The following is a 20,299-nucleotide window of genomic DNA, read 5'->3' as shown; positions in this document are numbered from 1 at the left end:
TGCTGAAATTCACACTTCCCCCTTTTCAATCCTCATCATCAATAAATTCCGGTTCCACCTTTTCCAACTTTTCCTCTTTCAATATCGTGTACATGGACGCGGCATCTTCTTTTTTCGTAGAGTCTTTTAATACCTCGACTCGTGCAGTGACGATTTTTTGGCCGAATCGGATGGCCAATTCATCGCCTGCCTTCACTACCGAAGAAGCTTTCGCCACTTTCCCGTTAATCGTAATGCGGCCTTGGTCGGCCACTTGCTTCGCTAAAGTCCGCCGTTTGATCAAGCGGGATACTTTCAAAAACTTATCTAATCTCATTTCTTTCCCCTTCCTTTCGCTTGTTGCCAAAACTCTTCCAGTTCATCCAGTGTGTAGTCGGTGAAATTCCCGCTTCCCTCTTTTACCTGTTGTTCAACAAATGAAAAGCGTGAATGGAATTTTTGGTTGGCGTGAATCATCGCCTCTTCCGGCGAGATTTTCAAGAACCGTGCCAGATTGACGAGCGTGAAGAGGACATCCCCAAGCTCATCCACTTGGCTTGCGGGCGTTCCTTCCTCCACCTCCTGTCGGAATTCCGCCCATTCCTCCTCGAACTTGTCAAAGGCTCCTTCAATATCCGGCCAATCAAACCCGACTTTCGCCGCCTCTTTTTGATAATTAAAGGCCGTCAACAAAGATGATTCGGACCGTTCCTGCCCCTTCAATAAAGACTCTTGCTGCGGTTTTTCGCTCTTTTTAATATCCTGCCAGTTCCGCAATACTTCCTCCGAATCTTTCACATCAATATCACCAAACACATGGGGATGACGGCGGATCATTTTGGAACCGACCGATTCCAAGATGTCTTCCATTGCAAAAAATCCATCGTCTTCTCCGATTTGTGCATGAAGGAACACTTGCAAGAGAACGTCGCCCAGTTCTTCGATAATGGCATCGTCATCCTCCTGGTCGATCGCTTCCAATAGCTCATGGGCCTCTTCCACGAGATAGCGTTTCAACGTTTCGTGCGTCTGTTCCCGATCCCATGGACAGCCATCCGGCGCGCGCAAAGCTGCTATAATTTCACGGAACGTCGACCACTCTTTCAAGCGCTCTTCCCGTTTTTCGACAGGCGGCACGTACACCGTCGTCAAATTGTCGATCGTCGTCTCGCGATCCAGTTCAAACAGCGGAACGGTCCGCAGCTGTTCTTTGGAAGAACCGGCTGCCGTCACAATCGTCACCGGATGATCGTATGCGTACTTTTCCATCAATGCCAATTTCACTTCGGAAGCGACGAACGCATCATACACCTGCCCAATGAGGACATGTTGCTGCATATGGACCGCGTCCCGCCTCAGATCAGTCCCATCAAGCAATTGAAATCCTTCAATCGGATCGATGCGCAGTGCGGCGAAAATAGGATCTAGAAAGCTGTTGCCGCCCACGATATCGAGGCTTGTTTCACCGGCGTTCTCCCTCTCGATCAATAGCTGCACGGTCCGTTCCGCTACAAGCGGATGCCCCGGGACGACATAGGTCACCGGTCGATCGCTCGCCATCCGGAGCAGTTCCTCGACAATTTGTTCATAGACCCCCTCAAACGCAGCATTCCGTTCGTAAATTCCGTCAAAACTTTCCAGTTCCACACCTTCCGCCTTTAATTCCGCAACGGCGGGATGCTGGTCTGTTCTTGCGACAATGGTGTCCGCTTCTTTCAATTTCCGGTAGGTGCCGATGGATAGTTGCTCCAGCTCGCCTGCACCGAGGCCGATAATTGTAATTCGATTCATGTTCTTCACCTTCTATTTTTATTCAGCCATAGTTGGATGACGGCCAACCGTTTGCCAAACGGCAGCAAATACCAATCCTTCTCCGCCATTATACGTGATTTCATGACGACACTTAAGAAAACGGCTGCACCCAGCGCGACGGACGACAGCGCAATGAGGGCAGAGCCGACGCGGGATGGCAGGTTATCGACCAATACCGAGTCACCTAAAATCATCCACGGGACAATAATCACCGCCATCAGTACAGTCGCGACTACTATCCATCCATAGAAACGGACGGGCGCAAGTCCAATCGGCCAAACCTTCTTGAAATACAGCAGAAGGCCGAACGAAATGGCTGACAACCCGATGTTCCCAGCGAGGGCCGCACCAGTCACGTCAAAGAGCGGCACCCCTATATAATTGGCAACCATTTTAACAACGAGTCCACCCGCAAGGAGCAACGTCGGGATTTTCACTTTTCCAGCCCCTTGCAAGACGGCGGTTAGCGGCAGGATTAACGATAGCCAAAAAATTTGGAATGAAAAAATGATCAATGTCAGGGAACCGTCTCTCGTCTCGAACAACATTTCATTCACATAGGGCATTACGAGCGCGAGGCCGGCCGCCGCCGCCCAACCGAATAAAAATGCTGTCCGGAACGTCAAGCGGATGAAAGGCAAGGCGCCTCTCCCCTCTTCTTTGGGAGCATGATGCGCAATGAGCGGGACAATCGCCAATGCCAATGTCGTCGCAATCAAGATTCCCATTTGGACGAGTGGATGACCGCGGTCGTAGACACCTTTCCGTGCCATGGCGGCTTCCTCCGCAAACCCGTTTGCCAACAGACCATTATAAACGGTGAATGAATCGACCAATTGAAATAACAGGAGAATGAGTGAGCTGGCACTGACGCTGATGCTGACAACCGTCAATTCTTTAACGATCGGCCATGGTTTGATCCTTATCGACGGGCCTTGGAACAACTTCCGGGAATAGAACGCAAGGATTGCGACCCCGGCAGCCTGTCCAACGACGCCACTCCACATCGCGATGGTTCCGGTTGTATAGAGGCTTGCGCCTGCATGCAACGCAATCCATGTCCCCACTAAAATAATACAGACCCGGACCGCCTGCTCCCCCACATTGGAGACAGCAACTGGTACCATGCTCCCTTCTGCTTGGAAGGAGCCTTTCAAAACGGCCAGTGCTGGCATGACAAGTACAATATACGCACCTGCCCGGAGCAAGGGGGCCAACTCCATATCCCCCATCGAGCGTGCAAAAAACGGAGCCAAAACAGTCAGCCCTATAAAAAAGACAAGGGAGACCAGGGTTAAATAAAAAAACGCGATTCGCCTCGTTGCGTTCTTTTCATCCAAGCTTTCGCTGGACGCGAGAAGTTTCGAAACGGCAACCGCAAATCCGTACGAGGCCCAAACGATGAAAATTCCAATGAACGGATACACTTGCTGGTAAATATAAAAACCTTTATCCCCCACCAAGTTTTGAAAAGGCACGCGATAGATCGCGCCGAGCACTCTGACCAGAACAGCCGACACCGCCAAAATCGAAGCGCCTTGCATGAAAGGTTTCAGATTCCAATCTGCTGAAGACATAGCCGCGCCTCTTTCCTGACGTAATGATGCCATTATACCACGCGGTTACGTAAGTTCAGTCTATCTCAAGAACAAAAACCAGGTTTGCCAAAAAACAAACAGCCCCAGCGGACCATTCATTGGTACGAGGGGCTGTTTCCTATTGCTCCATTTGCTTGGAGAGAAAATGAGCCGCGGTTTCCACCGCTTTCTGTTCGACTTCACTGACGAAATGCACTTTGGATAAAATATAGACCGCACCGATTGTATCGCCACCTGCGACAATCGGAGCGATGCAGTACGACTTTACTTGCTCCACTTGACCCGGGACCCACTCGATTGTTTTTTCGAGTTTTTCCGTGATGACTTTCCGGGACGCTATCATTTCCTCGACATCCGGCGACAGCTGCCGGTTCATATAGTCCTTCTTGGACAATCCTGCGACAGCGATCATTTCATCACGGTCACTAATGAGTGCAGGAGTCCCCAGCGTTTCATATAAGGTCTCTGCGTATTCTTTCGCAAACTGTCCAAGCTCGGATATTGGTGAATATTTCTTCAGAATGACTTCCCCGTCTCGGTCAGTAAAAATTTCAAGCGGATCCCCTTCTCGGATCCGGAGCGTCCTCCGTATCTCCTTCGGGATGACAACCCTTCCCAGGTCATCGATTCTGCGGACGATTCCTGTTGCCTTCATGCATGATGCCTCACTTTCCACAAAATTGGACGTTGCTTTCATTACTGGTCCTAGTATGCGTCAAGTTTGGACAAAATATGCAAGAGGCCCTGGACACGGTGCCTGATGAAACAAATTCCTTCCCGGGCCCCTCTATTTATCACGCCGAAGCGTGACTCACGGATGTTTGAAGCAATCTCATGACTTCTTCCAATATATCAAACACCTGCTGCTTTCCGGCGTGGCGCTCGTCTATCGTTACGATCAATTGATTGTTCTCCATCGTGAACCCTACAGCCCGGCCGAATTTCACCGATTCCGACACCAACTTCCCGCCGTCCGTTTTTGCCGTCCCTTCCGGCGTTAAGCGGATTTCGATGACCGACCGCGGTTGTTTGATGGATTCCACACCGGCCGCGCGGGCCCATACTTTGACACGGGCAATGCGGAGCAACAGATCGGTCTCGAATGGCAAGTCGCCGAAACGGTCGGTCATCTCATCGACCAACTCCCCGTAATCCTCTTCGCTTTCAATCGCTTTCACCCGTTTATACATCTGGATTTTCTGGAAACCGTCCTTAATATACGTTTCGGGAATATACGCATTGACCGGAATGGAAATTTCCACATCCGGCACATCCTCTTTGGCCACACCTGTCCGCTTCTCTTCAATGGCCTCCTGCAACATTTGGGAGTATAAATCGAACCCAACCGAATCGATGAATCCGTGCTGTTGGGAGCCGAGAAGATTTCCCGCCCCTCGGATGGATAAGTCCCGCATCGCAATCTTGAAGCCGGAGCCGAGTTCCGTGAATTCCTTGATCGCCTGCAAACGGCTTTCGGCGACTTCCGTCAATACCTTATCCCGCTGGTAGAGGAAGTAGGCATATGCGACCCGATTGGAACGCCCTACCCGCCCGCGCAGCTGATACAGTTGGGAAAGCCCCATCTTATCCGCGTCATGAACGATCAATGTGTTGACGTTCGGAATATCGATGCCCGTCTCGATGATGGTCGTCGTCACCAGAACATCGTATTCGCCTTCCAGGAAACTCAAGATGATCGACTCCAACGCAGATTCTCCCATTTGGCCATGCGCGAATGCCACTCGCGCTTCAGGGACGAGCTGGCGTATTTCATCCACTTTACGGGTCATATCTTCCACTCGGTTATATAAATAAAACACTTGTCCGCCGCGGGCCATTTCCCGCTCGATCGCTTCCCGGACCAACGCAAAATTATGTTCCATAACATACGTTTGGACAGGGAAACGGTTGGACGGCGGCGTCTCGATAACGGACAGATCCCGCACACCGAGCATCGACATATGGAGTGTCCGTGGGATCGGCGTCGCCGTCAACGTCAAGACATCGACATTCGTCTTCAATTGCTTCAACTTCTCTTTATGCGTCACACCGAACCGCTGCTCTTCATCGACGATCAGCAAGCCAAGGTCCTGATAAACGACATCTTTCGATAACAGCCGGTGTGTGCCGACAACAACATCAATCGTACCAGCTTTTAAGCCTTTCAACGTTTCGGTCTGTTCCTTTTTCGTCCGGAAGCGGTTCAACAAGGAAACTTCCACTGGAAAGCCGGTAAACCGCTCTTTCATCGTTTCATAATGTTGCTGTGCCAAAATGGTCGTCGGAACGAGGAATGCCACTTGCTTCCCATCCGAAACCGCCTTGAAAGCCGCCCGGATGGCCACTTCCGTCTTCCCGTATCCGACATCTCCGCAAAGCAAGCGATCCATCGGTCTTTCCCTCTCCATATCCTGCTTCACTTCCACGATGGAACGGAGCTGATCTTCCGTTTCATCATAAGGGAATGCATTCTCAAAAGACCTCTGCAAATCATCGTCCGGCGGGAAGGCATGCCCCTTCTCCGCCTCCCGCTGTGCATAGAGCTTGATCAGGTCATCCGCAATATCTTTGACGGCCGCGGTCACTTTGGACTTGGTCTTTTTCCATTCGCTACCGCCTAGCTTGTGCAATTTCGGTTCTTTTTCACCCGACGCAATATATTTTTGAATCAAATCAATCTTGTCGGTCGGCACATACACTTTGTCATCCCCGCGGAAATGAATGAGAAGGAAGTCTTTATCCACACCGCCCGAACTCAGTTTTTCAATGCCAATATATTTTCCGATACCGTGATGGACATGCACGATGTAATCGCCAGGCTGGATTTCCGAATAACTTTTGATGCGCTCGGCGTTCGACATTTTTTGCGGGCGGGCTTTTCGCTTCGGTTTGCCCTTGAATAGCTCGGAGTCGGTCAACACCGCCATACGCTGGAATGGAAGTTCGAATCCTGCCGACAAATCACCGTTGATAATGGAAATGGTGCCGGCTTCCGACGTGACATCGGAAACGACCGACTCCATCTCGTAATCTTGCAGGATCCCTTGCACTTGCTTCATCCGTTCTTCGCCATCTGCTACGACGAAGATGTGATAATTGCCTTGTTTCCAACGTTCTATTTCATGGACCAATAAATTCATCTGTCCGTGGAATTGCTGCATCGGCTTGCAGGAGAAATTCACCGTCTTCTTCACTACGATTCCTGGGATGGAGCGGACAAATAGGGATAGATAGATGCGCTGTTGCTCCAGCATCCCATTCATCTCTTCGAAAGAATAGGAAATTTTGGCGTCATGGACTATTTTCCCGTCTTCCAGGAGAGCCGTGATCCATTCCCGTTCCTCCGCTTCCAGCGAACCGGCCACCTCCGCGATCCGGCCGATTTCATCGAACAGGACAAGCCCGTCCGAAGGAAAGTAGCTTCCAAGGAATGAAAGCGTATCCTTCGCAAATGAGGCATACTTCAACATGTTTTCCGGAAAAGAGCCTTCCCGCAATAAACCGATGTCGTGCATCATATTGCGAGTTAGACGCTCTTTCGCCTCTTCATTTTTCATTTTCTTCAAACTGGATCCGAGCGCCAGTTCCAGATTTTCTGCGATGAGAGCCCGATCGGATTCGGACCAGACAAATTCAGTTGCCGGCAAAATAGTGATCTCATCCAGTTTGCCGGTGGAACGTTGATCTTCCGCCGAAAACGTACGGATGGAATCTACATCGGTATCAAAAAGCTCGATGCGCACCGGTTCTTCCCGGTTGAGCGGATACAGATCAAGGATACCGCCGCGCAACGCAAATTCACCCGGCGCCGTAACCATAGGTTGTCGGATATATCCCATGGAAACGAGTCGGGGCAGCCAATCATCCGTCTCTATCGTATCCCCTACCTTAGCCTCCAGTGAATTCCGCAACCAACGCTCTTTGGTCGGCACCAGTTTCTTCATCCCCGCGACCGGAGTGATATAAATGCCTTTACCGACACGGGCCATATGATCCAGCGTGTCAATTCTCTGAGAACGCAATTCATAGCTGGATATGGAAAAGTCCGCGGCAATCAATTCCTCAGCCGGGTACAGGTGGACAAGAGGCTCTCCCACCATCTTCACAAGATCCTCATAGGTCCGCTGCGCCTGCAGCAAATTCGGGCACACGATGAGAAGCGGGCGCGGGAAAGATTTTTGAAGAGATTTATAAAACACCGCTTTTGCCCCGCCAGTCAGCCCGGCGACCAATTGACGGTCTTTTTTCATCTCCAATTCTTCCACCAAACTGTGAATCTCTTTTTCTTGTAGTAATAAATCTATGAGCGCTTCCATTGCGACCGGTCCTTTCTTTTACTAAATACCATCAAAGATTGGCTGATCCATCCAGCCATCTGTATAGGGAAAAAACAGAAAAAGCTTTGCACGCCGCGAAGCGCCAAAGCATACTTCCTATTGAAGCCATTTCTGGAGTGAATAATAATCCGGGAAATTCCGGAGCGATTGTTCACATTGTTCACAAATGCAGCGCACCGTTAAATTCCCATCCTTTTCATACATCAGGAACCGTTCTTCTTCACTTTCATCCAACTTCTGCAGGTACAGAACGGTCTCTTTGACGGAATCGAACGGGATTGTGCCGATTTCGTTGTCACAGTGACGGCAAGTATAACGGATTCCCATTGTAGGATATCGCCCCTTTTCCAAAAGTATAGGCGAAATCGGGCAAATTTATTCCTCAGGAATCCCAATTCGTTTACGTCGGTGACTTTAATTGAATTCATTCATGACTTCAAGAAACGGTTTGGTGAGCCACGCCTCGCAGGCAGCTGCACTTTTTTCCACCATTTGCTCCATGACAGGCTGTTCTTCCTTGCTGAATGAGGAAAGCACATAATCAGCCACTTTCATGCCGGATGAAGGCCGATCGATTCCCACCCGAATGCGATTAAAGCTATCTGTCCCTAAATGTGCAATCAAGGATTTCATCCCGTTATGTCCGCCTGCGCTCCCTTTTTGCCGCAGACGAATCGTACCTGGCGGCAAGTCAAGGTCGTCATAGATGACAACGATTTCTTCGGGTGTAATGTCATAATAATCCATTAAAGGCCGGACACATTCCCCCGACAGGTTCATATAAGTCAAGGGTTTCACAAGCATCACTTTTCCCTCTGTCCGGTGGATGATCGTGTACATTCCATTGAATTTGGTTTGCATGACCGGGGCAGGGCCCCATCGATCCGCCAGTTCATCAATGACACGGAAGCCGATATTGTGGCGGGTCTTTTCGTATTGCTTACCCGGATTGCCGAGGCCTATTATCATTTTCATGGTTTCCTCTTCCTTTTCCAGTTGCTGAAGCCGGCTCATTCAAAACAGAAAACGAGCGCACGGAAATCCGTGCGCCGTCATATCGATTACGCTTCGTCTTTTTCTCCGATCACTTCAGGCTCTGCGTCCGCCGCTTCTGTTTCTCCATCCAGAGCGTCCAGTTCTTCCTCAGTCCGTGGAGCTGAAATGGTGACGAGTGCATGATCGTCTTCATTTAAAATTTCAAATCGGGAGTTTTTCCGAAGATCTGCGACTGTGATCGTATCTCCGATTTCCATCTCAGAAATGTCGATATCGAAAGTTTCCGGAATTTCGGAAGGCTTCACCCGGATAGTGATTTCCCGGTTCGGCTGCTGCAAAACGCCTCCCTCTTTCTCCCCTTTCGATTGACCTGTCAAGTTGATCGTCACTTCGACATCAAGTTCCTCGGTCATGTTAATGGCCAGGAAATCGGCATGACGGATATCGCCTTTTAACACATCGGCTTGGTAATCGTTCAGGACGACGTTCAGTTTCCGTCCATCCACTTGCAGATTGATGACACCGTTCCGTCCTGTGACACGCAGTGTGTTCAACAGGTCACGCTCCTTCACGGCAATCGAGATGGATTCAGTGTTATAGCCATAGACGACTGCTGGAACATAGCCGTCTTTTCTTAGTTGTGTAAGTGTTGATTGTTTCGCTGGTTCTCTCATTTCGGACTGGATTGTTGTACTCATCGTTTAGTCACCTTTCCTGTAAAAAGTTTATTCTAACTCAGAAATACCCAATGGCAGACGACATGAAACAAATTGCTATCAATCAAACACCATTCCGATTACTCGAATAATGTGCTGACTGATTTCTCCTCAAACACACGAATAATCGCGTCGCCTAAAAGTTTGGCGATGGATAGTTTGACAATTTTCGGAGATTCTTTCGCCTCTGGAAGTTCGATCGTATTCGTGATCACCAGTTCTTTGATCTGGGAATTGTTAATACGCTCGATGGCAGGTCCTGACAAAACAGGGTGTGTACAACAAGCATACACTTCTTTTGCACCGTTTTCGATCAAAGCGCTCGCTGCAATCGTAATAGTGCCCGCCGTATCGATAATATCATCGATCAGGATAGCTGTTTTCCCTTCGACGTTCCCGACGATGCTCATCACTTCGGCAACGTTCGGACGTGGGCGGCGCTTGTCGATGATGGCAATCGGCGCTTTGAGGCGGTCTGCCATTTTACGCGCACGCGTCACACCGCCGTGATCCGGAGAAACAATGACAAGCTCATCGCCTTTCAACCCTTTTCCGCGGAAATATTCCGTCAGGATCGGTTCTGCGACAAGGTGGTCAATCGGCATGTCGAAAAACCCTTGGATTTGGGGAGCGTGCAAGTCAATGGCAATTGCACGGTTCGCGCCTGCCGTTTCGAGCAGGTCCGCAACCAATTTCGCTGTGATCGGCTCGCGTGGACGCGCTTTCCGATCTTGGCGTGCGTAGCCGTAGTATGGCATGACTACATTTATCGTGCGGGCAGACGCACGTTTCAACGCATCTATCATGATCAGGAGTTCCATTAAGTTTTCATTTACAGGGTCCGATGTCGGCTGGATAACGAATACATCGCAACCGCGGATACTTTCTTCGATATTGATTTGGACTTCGCCGTCACTGAACCGCTTGACGGAACTTTTGCCCAATGGGCGTCCAATCTCTTCTGCCACTTCTCTCGCTAGTGGTTCGTTGGCATTCAAAGAGAATATCTTCAATTTATCGTTTGGATAATGATTAGCCATTATGGGGGCCCCCTGTTTTTTGAGTTTGATTTAGTTTTGTTGCATATCCTTCTTTATTCTCCTGGCGTGCGCGTCCGATTGCAAGTGAATTTTCTGGTACATTTTCTGTAATGGTGGAACCGGCTGCTACGTATGAACCCTTTCCTACCGTCACAGGTGCAATCAAATTGGAGTTGCAACCGACAAATGCGTCATCCTCAATCGTGGTGACATGCTTGTTTTTACCGTCATAATTCACGGTGATGGTTCCACAGCCGATATTGACATTCGTCCCGACTTTGGCATCACCGATATAGCTGAGGTGAGAGGCTTTGCTGCCATTGCCGAAAGCCGTTTTCTTCACTTCGACAAAGTTGCCGATTTTCACCTCGTCGCCGAGGTCGGATTCCGGACGGATATGGGCGAACGGACCGACGGATGCAGATGATCCGACGCTACTTTCCGTGACGACAGACGAGTGGACGGTTGTCCCGTCGCCGATCCGGCTATCCACGATTTGGCTATTCGGTCCGATGAGGCAGTTTTCCCCAATGACCGTTTTGCCCTCGATCATCGTACCGGGCTGCAATACTGTGTCTCGACCAATTTCAGCTTCCGCACTAATATAGACATTCGTCGGGTCGATAATCGTTACGCCTTGGCGCATATGGTTCTCCGCAATCCGCCGACGCATGACCTTCTCTGCTTCAGCCAGGGCAACCCGGTCATTCACTCCGAGCGACTCGCTGAAATCGTCCGTCACATAGGCGGATACCAGGGCGCCTTCCGATTGCAGAATGCCCACGACATCCGGTAAGTAGTATTCGCCTTGGGCATTGTCATTCTTCACTTTTTTCAAGGTCTCAAACAGTACCCGGTTATCGAAGCAATAGGTGCCGGTGTTGATTTCCGTGATGCGCTGTTGTTCAGGCGTTGCATCCTTCTGCTCGACATTGCCCAGTACTTGGCCATTTTCTCCACGGATAATACGGCCATAGCCTGTCGGGTCATCTGCGTGAGCCGTCAGGATGGTCGCTTTGGCACCGGATTCATTATGATGGGCGATAAGCGCCTCCATCGTTTCCGAACGGATCAACGGTGTATCTCCGCAAACGACAAGTGTCGTACCTTCCAAGTTGCCGAGCAGGCTTTCCGCCTGCTGGACGGCATGAGCGGTCCCCAACTGCTCTTCTTGCAATGCATATTCGCTTTTGTTTCCAAGCCGTTCTTCCACTGCTTCGGCTCCATGACCCACGATGGTCACAACCCGCTTTGCGCCAAATCCTCGGATATGGTCAATCACATGTTCCACCATCGGTTTTCCGCAAACGGGATGGAGCACTTTATATAAAGCGGACTTCATCCGTGTACCTTGCCCCGCAGCGAGGACAATGGCATATGTATTATTCATGTAGTAGCCTCCAACAATAGGAGATGTTAGAATCTCCGTGAATGTTTTCATTACTGACTATAGCGGAAAAAAAGTTTTTTTTCAACCGCGCCCCCTTGACAAGCCCTACCTAATCTTTTACTATATTATATCTTTTCAAAGTGCCTTCCAAAACGGAAAGCCCGGAGATCAAAGGAGTCCGGGCTTTTTGTTCATTCAGCTTTAACATTCATCCAAGTATAGAAGCAGGGACTTTGGCGATCAATGAAAACTGCCCTTTTTCAAAGGCAGTCCGGTACATCGATCAAATTTTCAAACCCCCGCACCTTCAAGCACTTCCTCTTTGGCTGATAGATGGTAGGCGGCCAACACGGCATCTTGCACTTTCGTACGGGCTTCCGAATTGATGGGATGTGCGACATCGCGAAATTCCCCATCCGGCGTCCGCTTGCTCGGCATCGCAACAAATAATCCTTCATTCCCGTCGATCACACGGATGTCATGGACGACGAACTCGTCATCCAGAGTAATGGACGCAATCGCCCGCATCCTTCCGTCTGTTTCCACCTTACGCAATCTAACATCTGTCACTTCCATTTCCTCACCACTCCTTTTGTCTTTACAGCGCTTGACGTCTATATTCCACAAAAGTAACCGTTTTCCTTTTTTAAAAATAAAATTATCCCAACATTTGGACGGGACGTAAGATTTAGGTGTTACAGTTCACTTATATGTAATGAAATGGAAAAAAGGAGAGCGATTTTAGAACCGCTCTCCCTGTTTCCCTCTATTATTGACCTGCCACTGCAATGACTTCAATTTCCACTTTCACATCTTTTGGCAACCGTGCAACTTCGACAGTCGAACGCGCTGGTGTATGGGAACCAAAATGTTTGGCATACACCTCATTCAAAGCCGCAAATTCATCCATGTCTTTAATGAAGACTGTTGCTTTTACAACTTTCTCCAAAGAGGAGCCAGCCTCTTCCAAGACCGCTTTCAAGTTGGCAAACACTTGATCCGTCTGTTCCACGATGGTCCCTTCCACTAACTCCCCGTTCGGCTGCAGAGGGATTTGTCCGGATGTATAGATGAAACCGTTCACGGCCACTGCTTGTGCATATGGGCCGATCGCTTTTGGTGCTCGTTCTGTCGCTACGTATTTCATTATCATTTTCCACCTCTCGTAAAGTAATTGCCTTCCGCCAATTCAATCGTTCGTTCCCTTTCATTCACGGCGTGGAGCTTGATAAGGGATAGATAATCATCAATCAAGATCTCCTCCGGGTATTCCGCTTCGACGAGCACGGCCGCCCCTGCCAATTCGCAGCCGAACTCTTCCAGCAGATTCTTCATGCCGATCATCGTGCCGCCTGCTTTCATGAAGTCATCGGTGATCAGCACTTTTTGGCCGCTTTGCATACTTCTTTTCGACAAGACCATCGTCTGGATGCGTCGAGTGGATCCGGACACATAGTTGATACTCACCGTCGACCCTTCCGTCACTTTGCTATCACGACGGACAACGACAACCGGGACGTTCAAATGCCGAGCAATGGCGTGGGCGATCGGAATCCCTTTCGTGGCGACTGTCATGATCACATCGATTTCCGTGTCTGCAAAAGCCGAAGCGAACACTTTGCCGATCCGGTCGATGATTCGCGGATTTCCAAGAAGGTCGGTCATGAATAAATAACCGCCAGGCAGTAAACGGTCGGACTGCCCCAGTTTGTCGATCAACTCTTCAATTAATTCGCGAACGCCTTCTTCCGAAGCTTGGGGAATGAATTTCACGCCCCCTGCCGCGCCAGAAACAGTCATTAAAATCCCTACCCCTTTTTCCTCGAACGTTTCCTTCACTATGGTCAAATCCTCGCTGATTGATGATTTAGCCGCATGATAACGCTCCGAGAAAAAAGTGAGTGGAATGAGTTGATGTGGATGTTCCAGTAGATGACGCGTCATATCCACGAGCCGTTCGCTCCTTTTCCACTTCATCAAACCATCTCCTAAAACCGAATGTTTTAATCGTACATTACCACAAATGTACGGGTTCAATCAAGAATAGTACGGGAGCCGACCATCCGAACGGCGTAAACTTCCGAACAGAACCCTTTCAATCCATTATAGATTCGGGATACCCTGGACTCTTGCTTGACCAACCCGAAGACAGTCGGTCCGCTGCCGCTCATCAGTACCGCATCCGCTCCGAACTTGATCATATGCTCTTTCAATCCGGCAACCTGCGGATATAAATTCATAGTGACCGGTTCGAGCACATTCCCTACCGATTGGCACATCTTCTCATAATCGCCGGTTTCCAATGCGGCGATCATTCCTTGCGTATCCGGGTGAGCGATGGAGGACGTATTCAGATCCCCATAAATGTCTCCCGTCGATACCGAAATGGATGGCTTCGCCAAAATGACCCAACATTTCGGAGGCGCAGGCAAATTTTCAATCTGTTCGCCGCGCCCCGTCGCCAAAGCGGTTCCTCCATAGACGCAAAAGGAGACATCCGAGCCGATTTTGGCTCCCAACCGGGCAAGCTCATCGCCGGGGACGCCTAACTTCCAAAGCCGGTTCAATCCCCGCAACGTGGCAGCGGCATCGGAGCTGCCCCCTGCCAAGCCGGCAGCGACGGGGATGCTCTTTTCAAGTGTGATTTCCACCCCATCCGAGATGCCGTATTCACGACGCAACAGATCGGCTGCTTGATAAGCCAAGTTTTTCCGATCGCTCGGGACATACCTCTCGGATGATTTGATCACAATTCGCCCGTCATCCGCCGGGCGGAGCCATACCCGGTCAGCGAGATCGACGGTCGTCATCACCATCTCCACCTCATGAAAACCGTCCGGCCGTTTATAGAGGACATCTAATGTCAAATTGATCTTCGCCGGCGCCTTTTCATATATCATCCCGCTTCCCTCCACTTCAGCAAATTGATTAATCCTATTTTACCATAGGGATAATTATTGCGTTGCATAATACGTACCATAATCCGAGATAGTTTTTTAGGGTTGAATCTGGCTTGCGGGTGCAGTGTAGCTTATGAAAAAGTGGGCGCCGGATGGGTGATTTTGAAGTCAACGGCAGATTCACAATCGTATCAGCAGTTCTAGCGTGTTATCAGCGGTTCTGCAAGAATATCGGTGCTTCTTACGAGTTATCAGTAGTCCTGCAAGAATATCAGCACTTCTCACAGGTTATCAGCAGTCCCATAAGAGTATCAGCACTTCTCACGAGTTATCAGCGGTTCCGCAAGAGTATCAGCACTTCTCACGGGTTATTAGCGGTTCCGCAAGAATATCAGTGCTTCTCACAAATTATCAGCGGTTCCGCAAAAATATCAGCACTTCAATTATTAAAGCTCCCGAAGCATACGAAAAAAGCTGCATCCAGGCGAAATCGCCCGAATGCAGCTTTTAGTTGTCAGCCTCTATTTGGATCCAGGGAGCTTACTGCTGCGGTCGGTTGCCTTGTGCCACGCCTCTTTCCGCCATTTCAATCGCGTGTTTCACCATGTTACCGGCGTCACGCGATTTGATGCCACCCCAACCTTCGCGTTGAACAACATCGTAAAATCCAAGTTCCTTCGCAATTTCTTCCTTCAGTTGCTCAGACATTACAGATCTTCTTCTCGCCATTCGGTTTTCCTCCTTTTCGGCTGACAATTGTAGTATGGTGATAAAATTAAAAAAACACCTATGTAAATTATTCCGCCTTGAGCGGATTACATAGGTGTTCTTTTAAAAAAATGATTTACATCATGAATGCTGTAATTATTTGACGCTGAATGCTGTGGAGTCCGAGCCATCAAGGATCGTAATTTCCACCGCTTCGGTCAAAATGTCCGCGTAGCTGTAAGATACCCGTTCAAACGCGTTTTCGTCCTGGTCCAATTCGACAACGAATACGGCACGATACGTCTCACGCAGTACCCCCGCCCGCTCAATCGTCTTCTTTCGACCTCCGTTTGCCTTTAAATGCAAACGTTTCCCGAGATGAGAATCCAATGACTTCTTAATATCCGCTAATGTTTTTGGCATGTCGCTTACACCTCACTATGTATAAGCATAACACATTTAAAACTTTCTGTCAATTAAAACAAACATTTTAACAATTGGACATTACCTTTGTCAATCATTTTCTTCTATTTGAAGGAAATTTTTTATAGACTTTTAGTCGTCCCTTTGGAAGACTTTGGAATGTAAAAATCCTCATACAGAGCATTTGACAGCATTGCAAACTCTTCAATTGTCAAAGTTTCCCCGCGCCGACCCGGATCCAATCCGATCCGTTCGAATGCTTGGAGAATCAAATCCTTTTTCGCCTTACCGTCCAGCAAAGCTGATTGCAAATTATTGAAAATCGTTTTTCGGCGTTGTGCAAACGACCCTCTCGACACTTCAAACAGGAAGCCTTCATCCCTTACTTCGGCCGGGACTTTTTCCTTCCGGGTTAATTTCAAAACGGCGGATTCCACGTTCGGCTGCGGTATGAATACCGTCTTCGGCACAATCATGGACACTTCGGCATCCATATAATACTGGATGGCGATGGAAAGTGAACCGTATGACTTCGTTCCGGGCAAGGCGGTGATCCGGTCTGCCACTTCCTTCTGCATCATGATGACCATGGCGGAGATGGGAACCCTTTCGAGCAGGAACCTCATAATGATTGGCGTGGTGATATAGTAAGGCAAATTGGCGACGACCACTACGTCCTCATACTCAGCAAATTGCTCTTCCATCACCTTTCCCAGATCGGCATCCAGAATATCCTGATGGAGGATTGTGACATTGTCATAAGAAGATAGCGTATCTTGCAACACAGGCAACAGCCGCCCGTCGATTTCAAACGCGACTACCTTCCCCGCACTCCTGGCGAGATGCTCCGTCAACGCACCGATGCCCGGTCCAATTTCAATGACCCCCGTCCTCTCCGTAAGATCGGCATGCGATACGATATTACGCAGCACATTGGGATCGATCAAAAAATTTTGCCCCAAGCTTTTTTTGAATGAAAACCCGTGTTTCTCCAGAATCTCCTTTGTCCTGACTGGAGTAGCGATATCTTTCTTCATCTTGATTCCTCCTCGTCGAGAACCCGGATTGCTTCTTCCAGCTTAGCATATCCGATTCTGAACATTTCAAGTCTCTTTTTCAGGCCTTTGCCGTTCACTTGCCCGATCTGCAGGATTTCGCTTAATCGGTCCCGCCGCTTTTTGGCATCCGGATGGCCGATCAGCCGGGCTACGAGCAGATCTGCAGGCTTGATTTCCACGGCGGGGGATGTGTCCACGGTATAGACAGCCCGCAACGCTTCCCGGATCGCCTCATCATCTGCATGCTCGATGCCGAGCCCTTTGCCATTCTTCGCCACGGTTTGCTTTTTATTCAAAAAGGCGTGTTTGACGCCGGGAATTTGTTCTTCAATGATGGCACGGATGCGCCGGCCGGGATAGTCGGGATCTGTAAAGACGATGACCCCCCGTTTCTCCTGGGCATGCCGAATCCGCTGAAGGGTGTTGTCGTCTATTGCGGACCCATTCGTCTCGATGGTGTCCGCTCCTGTCGCACGTCGTACAGCGATAGTGTCTGACTTCCCTTCCACCACAACAATTTCTTTGACGTTCACAATGTTCCTCTTTTCCATTCGTTTGTCCTCATTTTACTCCGCCTGCTGAACATTGTACAGAACCCCGATTTCGTCCATCCCCGTTCCATGTCCTTCTGCAACCCTATAACATGAAATAACCGCAGGGCCTTTTCCGGCCCTACGGATAATGGGAATGAGATCAGTCTATGATTTTAACTTTCACTTGACGTTTGCCGAATTTATAGGCTTCCGAAGTGGTAGGTACGTGAAGATCGATCTTTCTTCCTTTAATGGCGCCGCCTGTATCGCCCGCAATGGCATATCCGTATCCCTCCACCCATACTTTCGAGCCGAGCGGGATGACAGATGGATCCACTGCGATCACTTTCAGATTCGGATTGGCGCGCAAATTGATACCCGTGCGTGTGATTCCCGTGCATCCATTGCAATGGGCGGTATAGGCCGTGGCGGTGACGTAAAATTCTTTACCGCCTGCCGCCGAATCATTCCGGGAAACGGCTCCTGTCGGGGTCGTTGCGCTAGCGACTGCCTTCTTCGTACCGACTGCCACGATTTTCTTTCGTGGTTCCTTGAGGGTTGTTTCCTGTACTACTTTACGAGAGACGACTTTTCCGTTTTCTTTCACAATCTCGAACTTCCGGGAAACCTTGCCTTTCTCCCCTTGTTGAATGACTTTTTCCCGTCCTTTCAACAATTTTGGGTCATTGCGTGTTTCCACTACGAAGTTCGCCGGTTCTTCCACTACATCGGTGACCTTTTCCACTCGTACGACTTCTACAATAGAACCGGGCTTCAGTATGCCATCCGCCTTTCTATTCAATCGGTCGTCTTCATTCAAATGAATGTTCTCTCTCTTTAAAAAGTCAGCGACCGTAGTCGAAGTTGACCATACGTTCCGTTTCTCTCCCCCATCGTTGAGCGCCACTTGGAACGCCTTTTCGATAGTAATTCGATTGCCATCCCCAAACTGCTCATCCAGATCAGGCGTGACGATGTCATGTTCGGAAATTTCGATGCCCGCTGCATGGAGGACATCTCCTACTTTATCTTCCCGAGTCCAAATCTTCTTCGTATCCTGGCCTATCTGTATCGCAACTTGCTTCGACTGTTCCCACCGGATCGACAAACCTTTTTCAATCGGTGTATTCACTGAGGGTGTTACTAAATCATGCGGGGACACTTCAAAATCCTGCTCGGAAAGAAGTTTCCCCACTGTATGTGCATGTGTTTTGATTTCCAATTCTTTACCGTCCACGTGTAACGTGACCGATTTTTTCGTCCCTTCAAATAGGACAAGTGACATAATAGCAACAAATAAAGCAAGGGACACGATGCCCGCCACTATTTGTTTACTCCTCAATGATTTAAAGAACAGATTTTCCACGGTGTCATTTGACATGTAAAAAACTCCTCCTTCATCACTCGGCTGATTATATAGGTTCCTCTTTCACGTGTCAACCCATTGAACCTCTAACTAGGATCGTAGAGGAAGAACCGATATAGGCAAGTATAGAAGGCTTTGGGGTTTTAACTTCGATACAGCCGATATCCAAACTCGCAAAATTTATAGGATGAATGCTTGCTTTCCCCGACCCTGTGAAAATTCAAAACTCAACCAAATAGCTGGACTTAGGTGCAAGTCACTCTTTTGAACAGATGGATTCATACGCAATTCAAAATCAGGCGTAATGGCGTCATTTCATTCCAAATAGTTTTAAGGCATTCTCTGTCGTCCGCTGTGCCACTTCTTCCACAGGTAATTCTTTGAGCCGTGCAATTTCTTCCGCTACCAGGGCGACCAAAGCAGGTTCGTTCCGTTTTCCTCGGTGCGGATGAGGCGCTAGGTAAGGTGCATCGGTTTCTATCAATAAATGATCGAGGGAAATCTCCGTCGCGACTTCTTTCGGCGTTTTGGCATTTTTGAAAGTTACCGGTCCCCCGAGCGATATCATGAAATTCATATTTATACATTCTTTTGCAGTTTCGACGCTTCCGCCGAAGCAATGCATGATTCCGCCTGTTTTTTCAGCCTCTTCCTCTTTCAAAATCCGGACAACATCCCCAGTCGCATCACGGTTGTGGATGATGATCGGCAAATTCACCCGCTGCGCCAGGCGAATCTGTTTCCTGAATAATTCCTGTTGGACGTCTTTCGGCGATTTCTCCCAATGATAGTCCAAACCAGTCTCCCCGATTCCGACGACTTTCGGATGTTTGGCCAGCGACTCGATCCACTTCAGGTCCTCTTCTGTGCAATCAATCGCATCAACGGGATGCCAACCGACTACCGCGTAGATGAAAGGATAGGCTTCCGCCAACTCCATCGCTCTGTTGATCGTCTTCGTATCGAAACCGACGACAACCATCTTTTTGACATCTGCCTCCAGTGCCCGCTGAATCACTTCTTCGACATCTTCCTCGTATTGGTCTGCATTTAAATGAACATGTGTATCAATTAACATTATTTTCGCCTCACAGTATCTCCATCTTAGTCGTTGGATGAATGACATTCATCACATTTTGTTTACAATTAGATTACAATGTAACGTAGATTGCAAATAAAACGAAAACGGCGTTACTCGGAAGAACGCCGTTTTCGTTGATTTTTATTTAGCCCTAACTATATATATTGAATTAGAAATCTTCATCTCATCGTTGATTTCCGTTCCAGGCGGGCGCTTTCCGCGGGCATGGCTTCAGCCTCCTCGTCGCTTCGCTCCTGCGGGGTCTTCAGCTCATGCTATTCCCGCAGGAGTCGCCCGCCTTCCACTCCAATCAACTACAGTCCCTATGAAAAAGTTAAATTAGACCTATATATACGTTTCCA

Annotated in this window: 20 protein-coding genes; all 20 read right to left on the bottom strand. The window is 49.0% G+C overall.

The features are described from left to right. Positions 1-25: 25 nt before the first annotated feature. Complete coding sequence (locus tag OXB_RS05375) at positions 26-316, bottom strand: RNA-binding S4 domain-containing protein (RefSeq protein ID WP_041072498.1); 291 nt, start codon at positions 314-316, stop codon at positions 26-28. Continuing rightward, on the bottom strand, positions 313-1,770 hold the full coding sequence (mazG, locus tag OXB_RS05370) for a nucleoside triphosphate pyrophosphohydrolase (protein WP_041072496.1): 1,458 nt from the start codon (positions 1,768-1,770) through the stop codon (positions 313-315). Before mazG ends, OXB_RS05375 begins: the two co-directional genes overlap by 4 nt. A gap of 5 nt (positions 1,771-1,775) precedes the next feature. Beyond that, positions 1,776-3,368, bottom strand: coding sequence for a putative polysaccharide biosynthesis protein (locus OXB_RS05365; RefSeq protein ID WP_041072494.1), 1,593 nt, complete (start codon positions 3,366-3,368; stop codon positions 1,776-1,778). Between the two features lie 139 nt (positions 3,369-3,507). Next, positions 3,508-4,044 carry a stage V sporulation protein T gene (gene spoVT, locus OXB_RS05360; protein ID WP_041072492.1) on the bottom strand — a complete coding sequence of 179 codons (537 nt, stop codon included), beginning with the start codon at positions 4,042-4,044 and terminating at the stop codon, positions 3,508-3,510. A 139-nt stretch (positions 4,045-4,183) separates the two neighbouring features. Then, the gene (mfd, locus tag OXB_RS05355) at positions 4,184-7,705 is read right to left on the bottom strand and encodes a transcription-repair coupling factor (protein ID WP_041072490.1); all 3,522 of its coding nucleotides are present in this window, start codon (positions 7,703-7,705) and stop codon (positions 4,184-4,186) included. A 117-nt stretch (positions 7,706-7,822) separates the two neighbouring features. Continuing rightward, positions 7,823-8,053 (bottom strand): anti-sigma-F factor Fin, encoded by a 231-nt coding sequence (locus OXB_RS05350; RefSeq protein ID WP_041072488.1) that lies wholly within the window; start codon positions 8,051-8,053, stop codon positions 7,823-7,825. 87 nt (positions 8,054-8,140) lie between these two features. After that, entirely contained in the window at positions 8,141-8,701 is a 561-nt protein-coding gene (gene pth, locus OXB_RS05345) for an aminoacyl-tRNA hydrolase (RefSeq protein ID WP_041072486.1), read from the bottom strand. 86 nt (positions 8,702-8,787) lie between these two features. Beyond that, on the bottom strand, positions 8,788-9,420 hold the full coding sequence (locus OXB_RS05340; RefSeq protein WP_041072485.1) for a 50S ribosomal protein L25/general stress protein Ctc: 633 nt from the start codon (positions 9,418-9,420) through the stop codon (positions 8,788-8,790). Between the two features lie 98 nt (positions 9,421-9,518). Next, on the bottom strand, positions 9,519-10,478 hold the full coding sequence (locus OXB_RS05335; protein ID WP_041072484.1) for a ribose-phosphate diphosphokinase: 960 nt from the start codon (positions 10,476-10,478) through the stop codon (positions 9,519-9,521). Next, on the bottom strand, positions 10,471-11,868 hold the full coding sequence (gene glmU, locus OXB_RS05330; RefSeq protein WP_041072483.1) for a bifunctional UDP-N-acetylglucosamine diphosphorylase/glucosamine-1-phosphate N-acetyltransferase GlmU: 1,398 nt from the start codon (positions 11,866-11,868) through the stop codon (positions 10,471-10,473). The genes OXB_RS05335 and glmU overlap by 8 nt, the downstream gene beginning before the upstream one ends. Positions 11,869-12,159: 291 nt before the next feature. Next, a complete protein-coding gene (gene spoVG / locus OXB_RS05325) occupies positions 12,160-12,444 on the bottom strand; it encodes a septation regulator SpoVG (RefSeq protein WP_041072482.1) in 285 nt (94 codons plus the stop codon). Positions 12,445-12,637: 193 nt separating this feature from the next. Next, positions 12,638-13,015: a RidA family protein gene (locus tag OXB_RS05320; protein WP_041072481.1), complete on the bottom strand. Its 378-nt coding sequence runs from the start codon at positions 13,013-13,015 to the stop codon at positions 12,638-12,640. Positions 13,016-13,017: 2 nt separating this feature from the next. Then, positions 13,018-13,845, bottom strand: a complete 828-nt coding sequence (gene purR, locus OXB_RS05315) for a pur operon repressor (protein WP_041072480.1) — start codon at positions 13,843-13,845, stop codon at positions 13,018-13,020. A 56-nt stretch (positions 13,846-13,901) separates the two neighbouring features. Continuing rightward, complete coding sequence (gene ispE, locus OXB_RS05310) at positions 13,902-14,768, bottom strand: 4-(cytidine 5'-diphospho)-2-C-methyl-D-erythritol kinase (protein WP_041072478.1); 867 nt, start codon at positions 14,766-14,768, stop codon at positions 13,902-13,904. A 540-nt stretch (positions 14,769-15,308) separates the two neighbouring features. Further along, on the bottom strand, positions 15,309-15,497 hold the full coding sequence (locus tag OXB_RS05305; RefSeq protein ID WP_041072476.1) for a small, acid-soluble spore protein, alpha/beta type: 189 nt from the start codon (positions 15,495-15,497) through the stop codon (positions 15,309-15,311). A gap of 135 nt (positions 15,498-15,632) precedes the next feature. Continuing rightward, positions 15,633-15,899, bottom strand: coding sequence for a biofilm formation stimulator Veg (veg, locus tag OXB_RS05300; protein WP_041072475.1), 267 nt, complete (start codon positions 15,897-15,899; stop codon positions 15,633-15,635). 122 nt (positions 15,900-16,021) lie between these two features. Next, positions 16,022-16,936 carry a 16S rRNA (adenine(1518)-N(6)/adenine(1519)-N(6))-dimethyltransferase RsmA gene (rsmA, locus tag OXB_RS05295; RefSeq protein ID WP_041072473.1) on the bottom strand — a complete coding sequence of 305 codons (915 nt, stop codon included), beginning with the start codon at positions 16,934-16,936 and terminating at the stop codon, positions 16,022-16,024. Then, positions 16,933-17,490, bottom strand: a complete 558-nt coding sequence (rnmV, locus tag OXB_RS05290; protein ID WP_041076322.1) for a ribonuclease M5 — start codon at positions 17,488-17,490, stop codon at positions 16,933-16,935. Before rnmV ends, rsmA begins: the two co-directional genes overlap by 4 nt. A 160-nt stretch (positions 17,491-17,650) precedes the next feature. Beyond that, positions 17,651-18,871 carry a G5 and 3D domain-containing protein gene (locus tag OXB_RS05285; RefSeq protein WP_041072471.1) on the bottom strand — a complete coding sequence of 407 codons (1,221 nt, stop codon included), beginning with the start codon at positions 18,869-18,871 and terminating at the stop codon, positions 17,651-17,653. 295 nt (positions 18,872-19,166) lie between these two features. Next, positions 19,167-19,934 carry a TatD family hydrolase gene (locus OXB_RS05280; RefSeq protein WP_041072469.1) on the bottom strand — a complete coding sequence of 256 codons (768 nt, stop codon included), beginning with the start codon at positions 19,932-19,934 and terminating at the stop codon, positions 19,167-19,169. Between the last annotated feature and the right edge of the window lie 365 nt (positions 19,935-20,299).

This window comes from Bacillus sp. OxB-1, from assembly GCF_000829195.1.
GTDB lineage: Bacteria > Bacillota > Bacilli > Bacillales_A > Planococcaceae > Sporosarcina.
The sequence above is the reverse complement of the archived record's forward strand: the minus strand, read 5'-3'. Positions and strand labels throughout refer to the sequence as shown.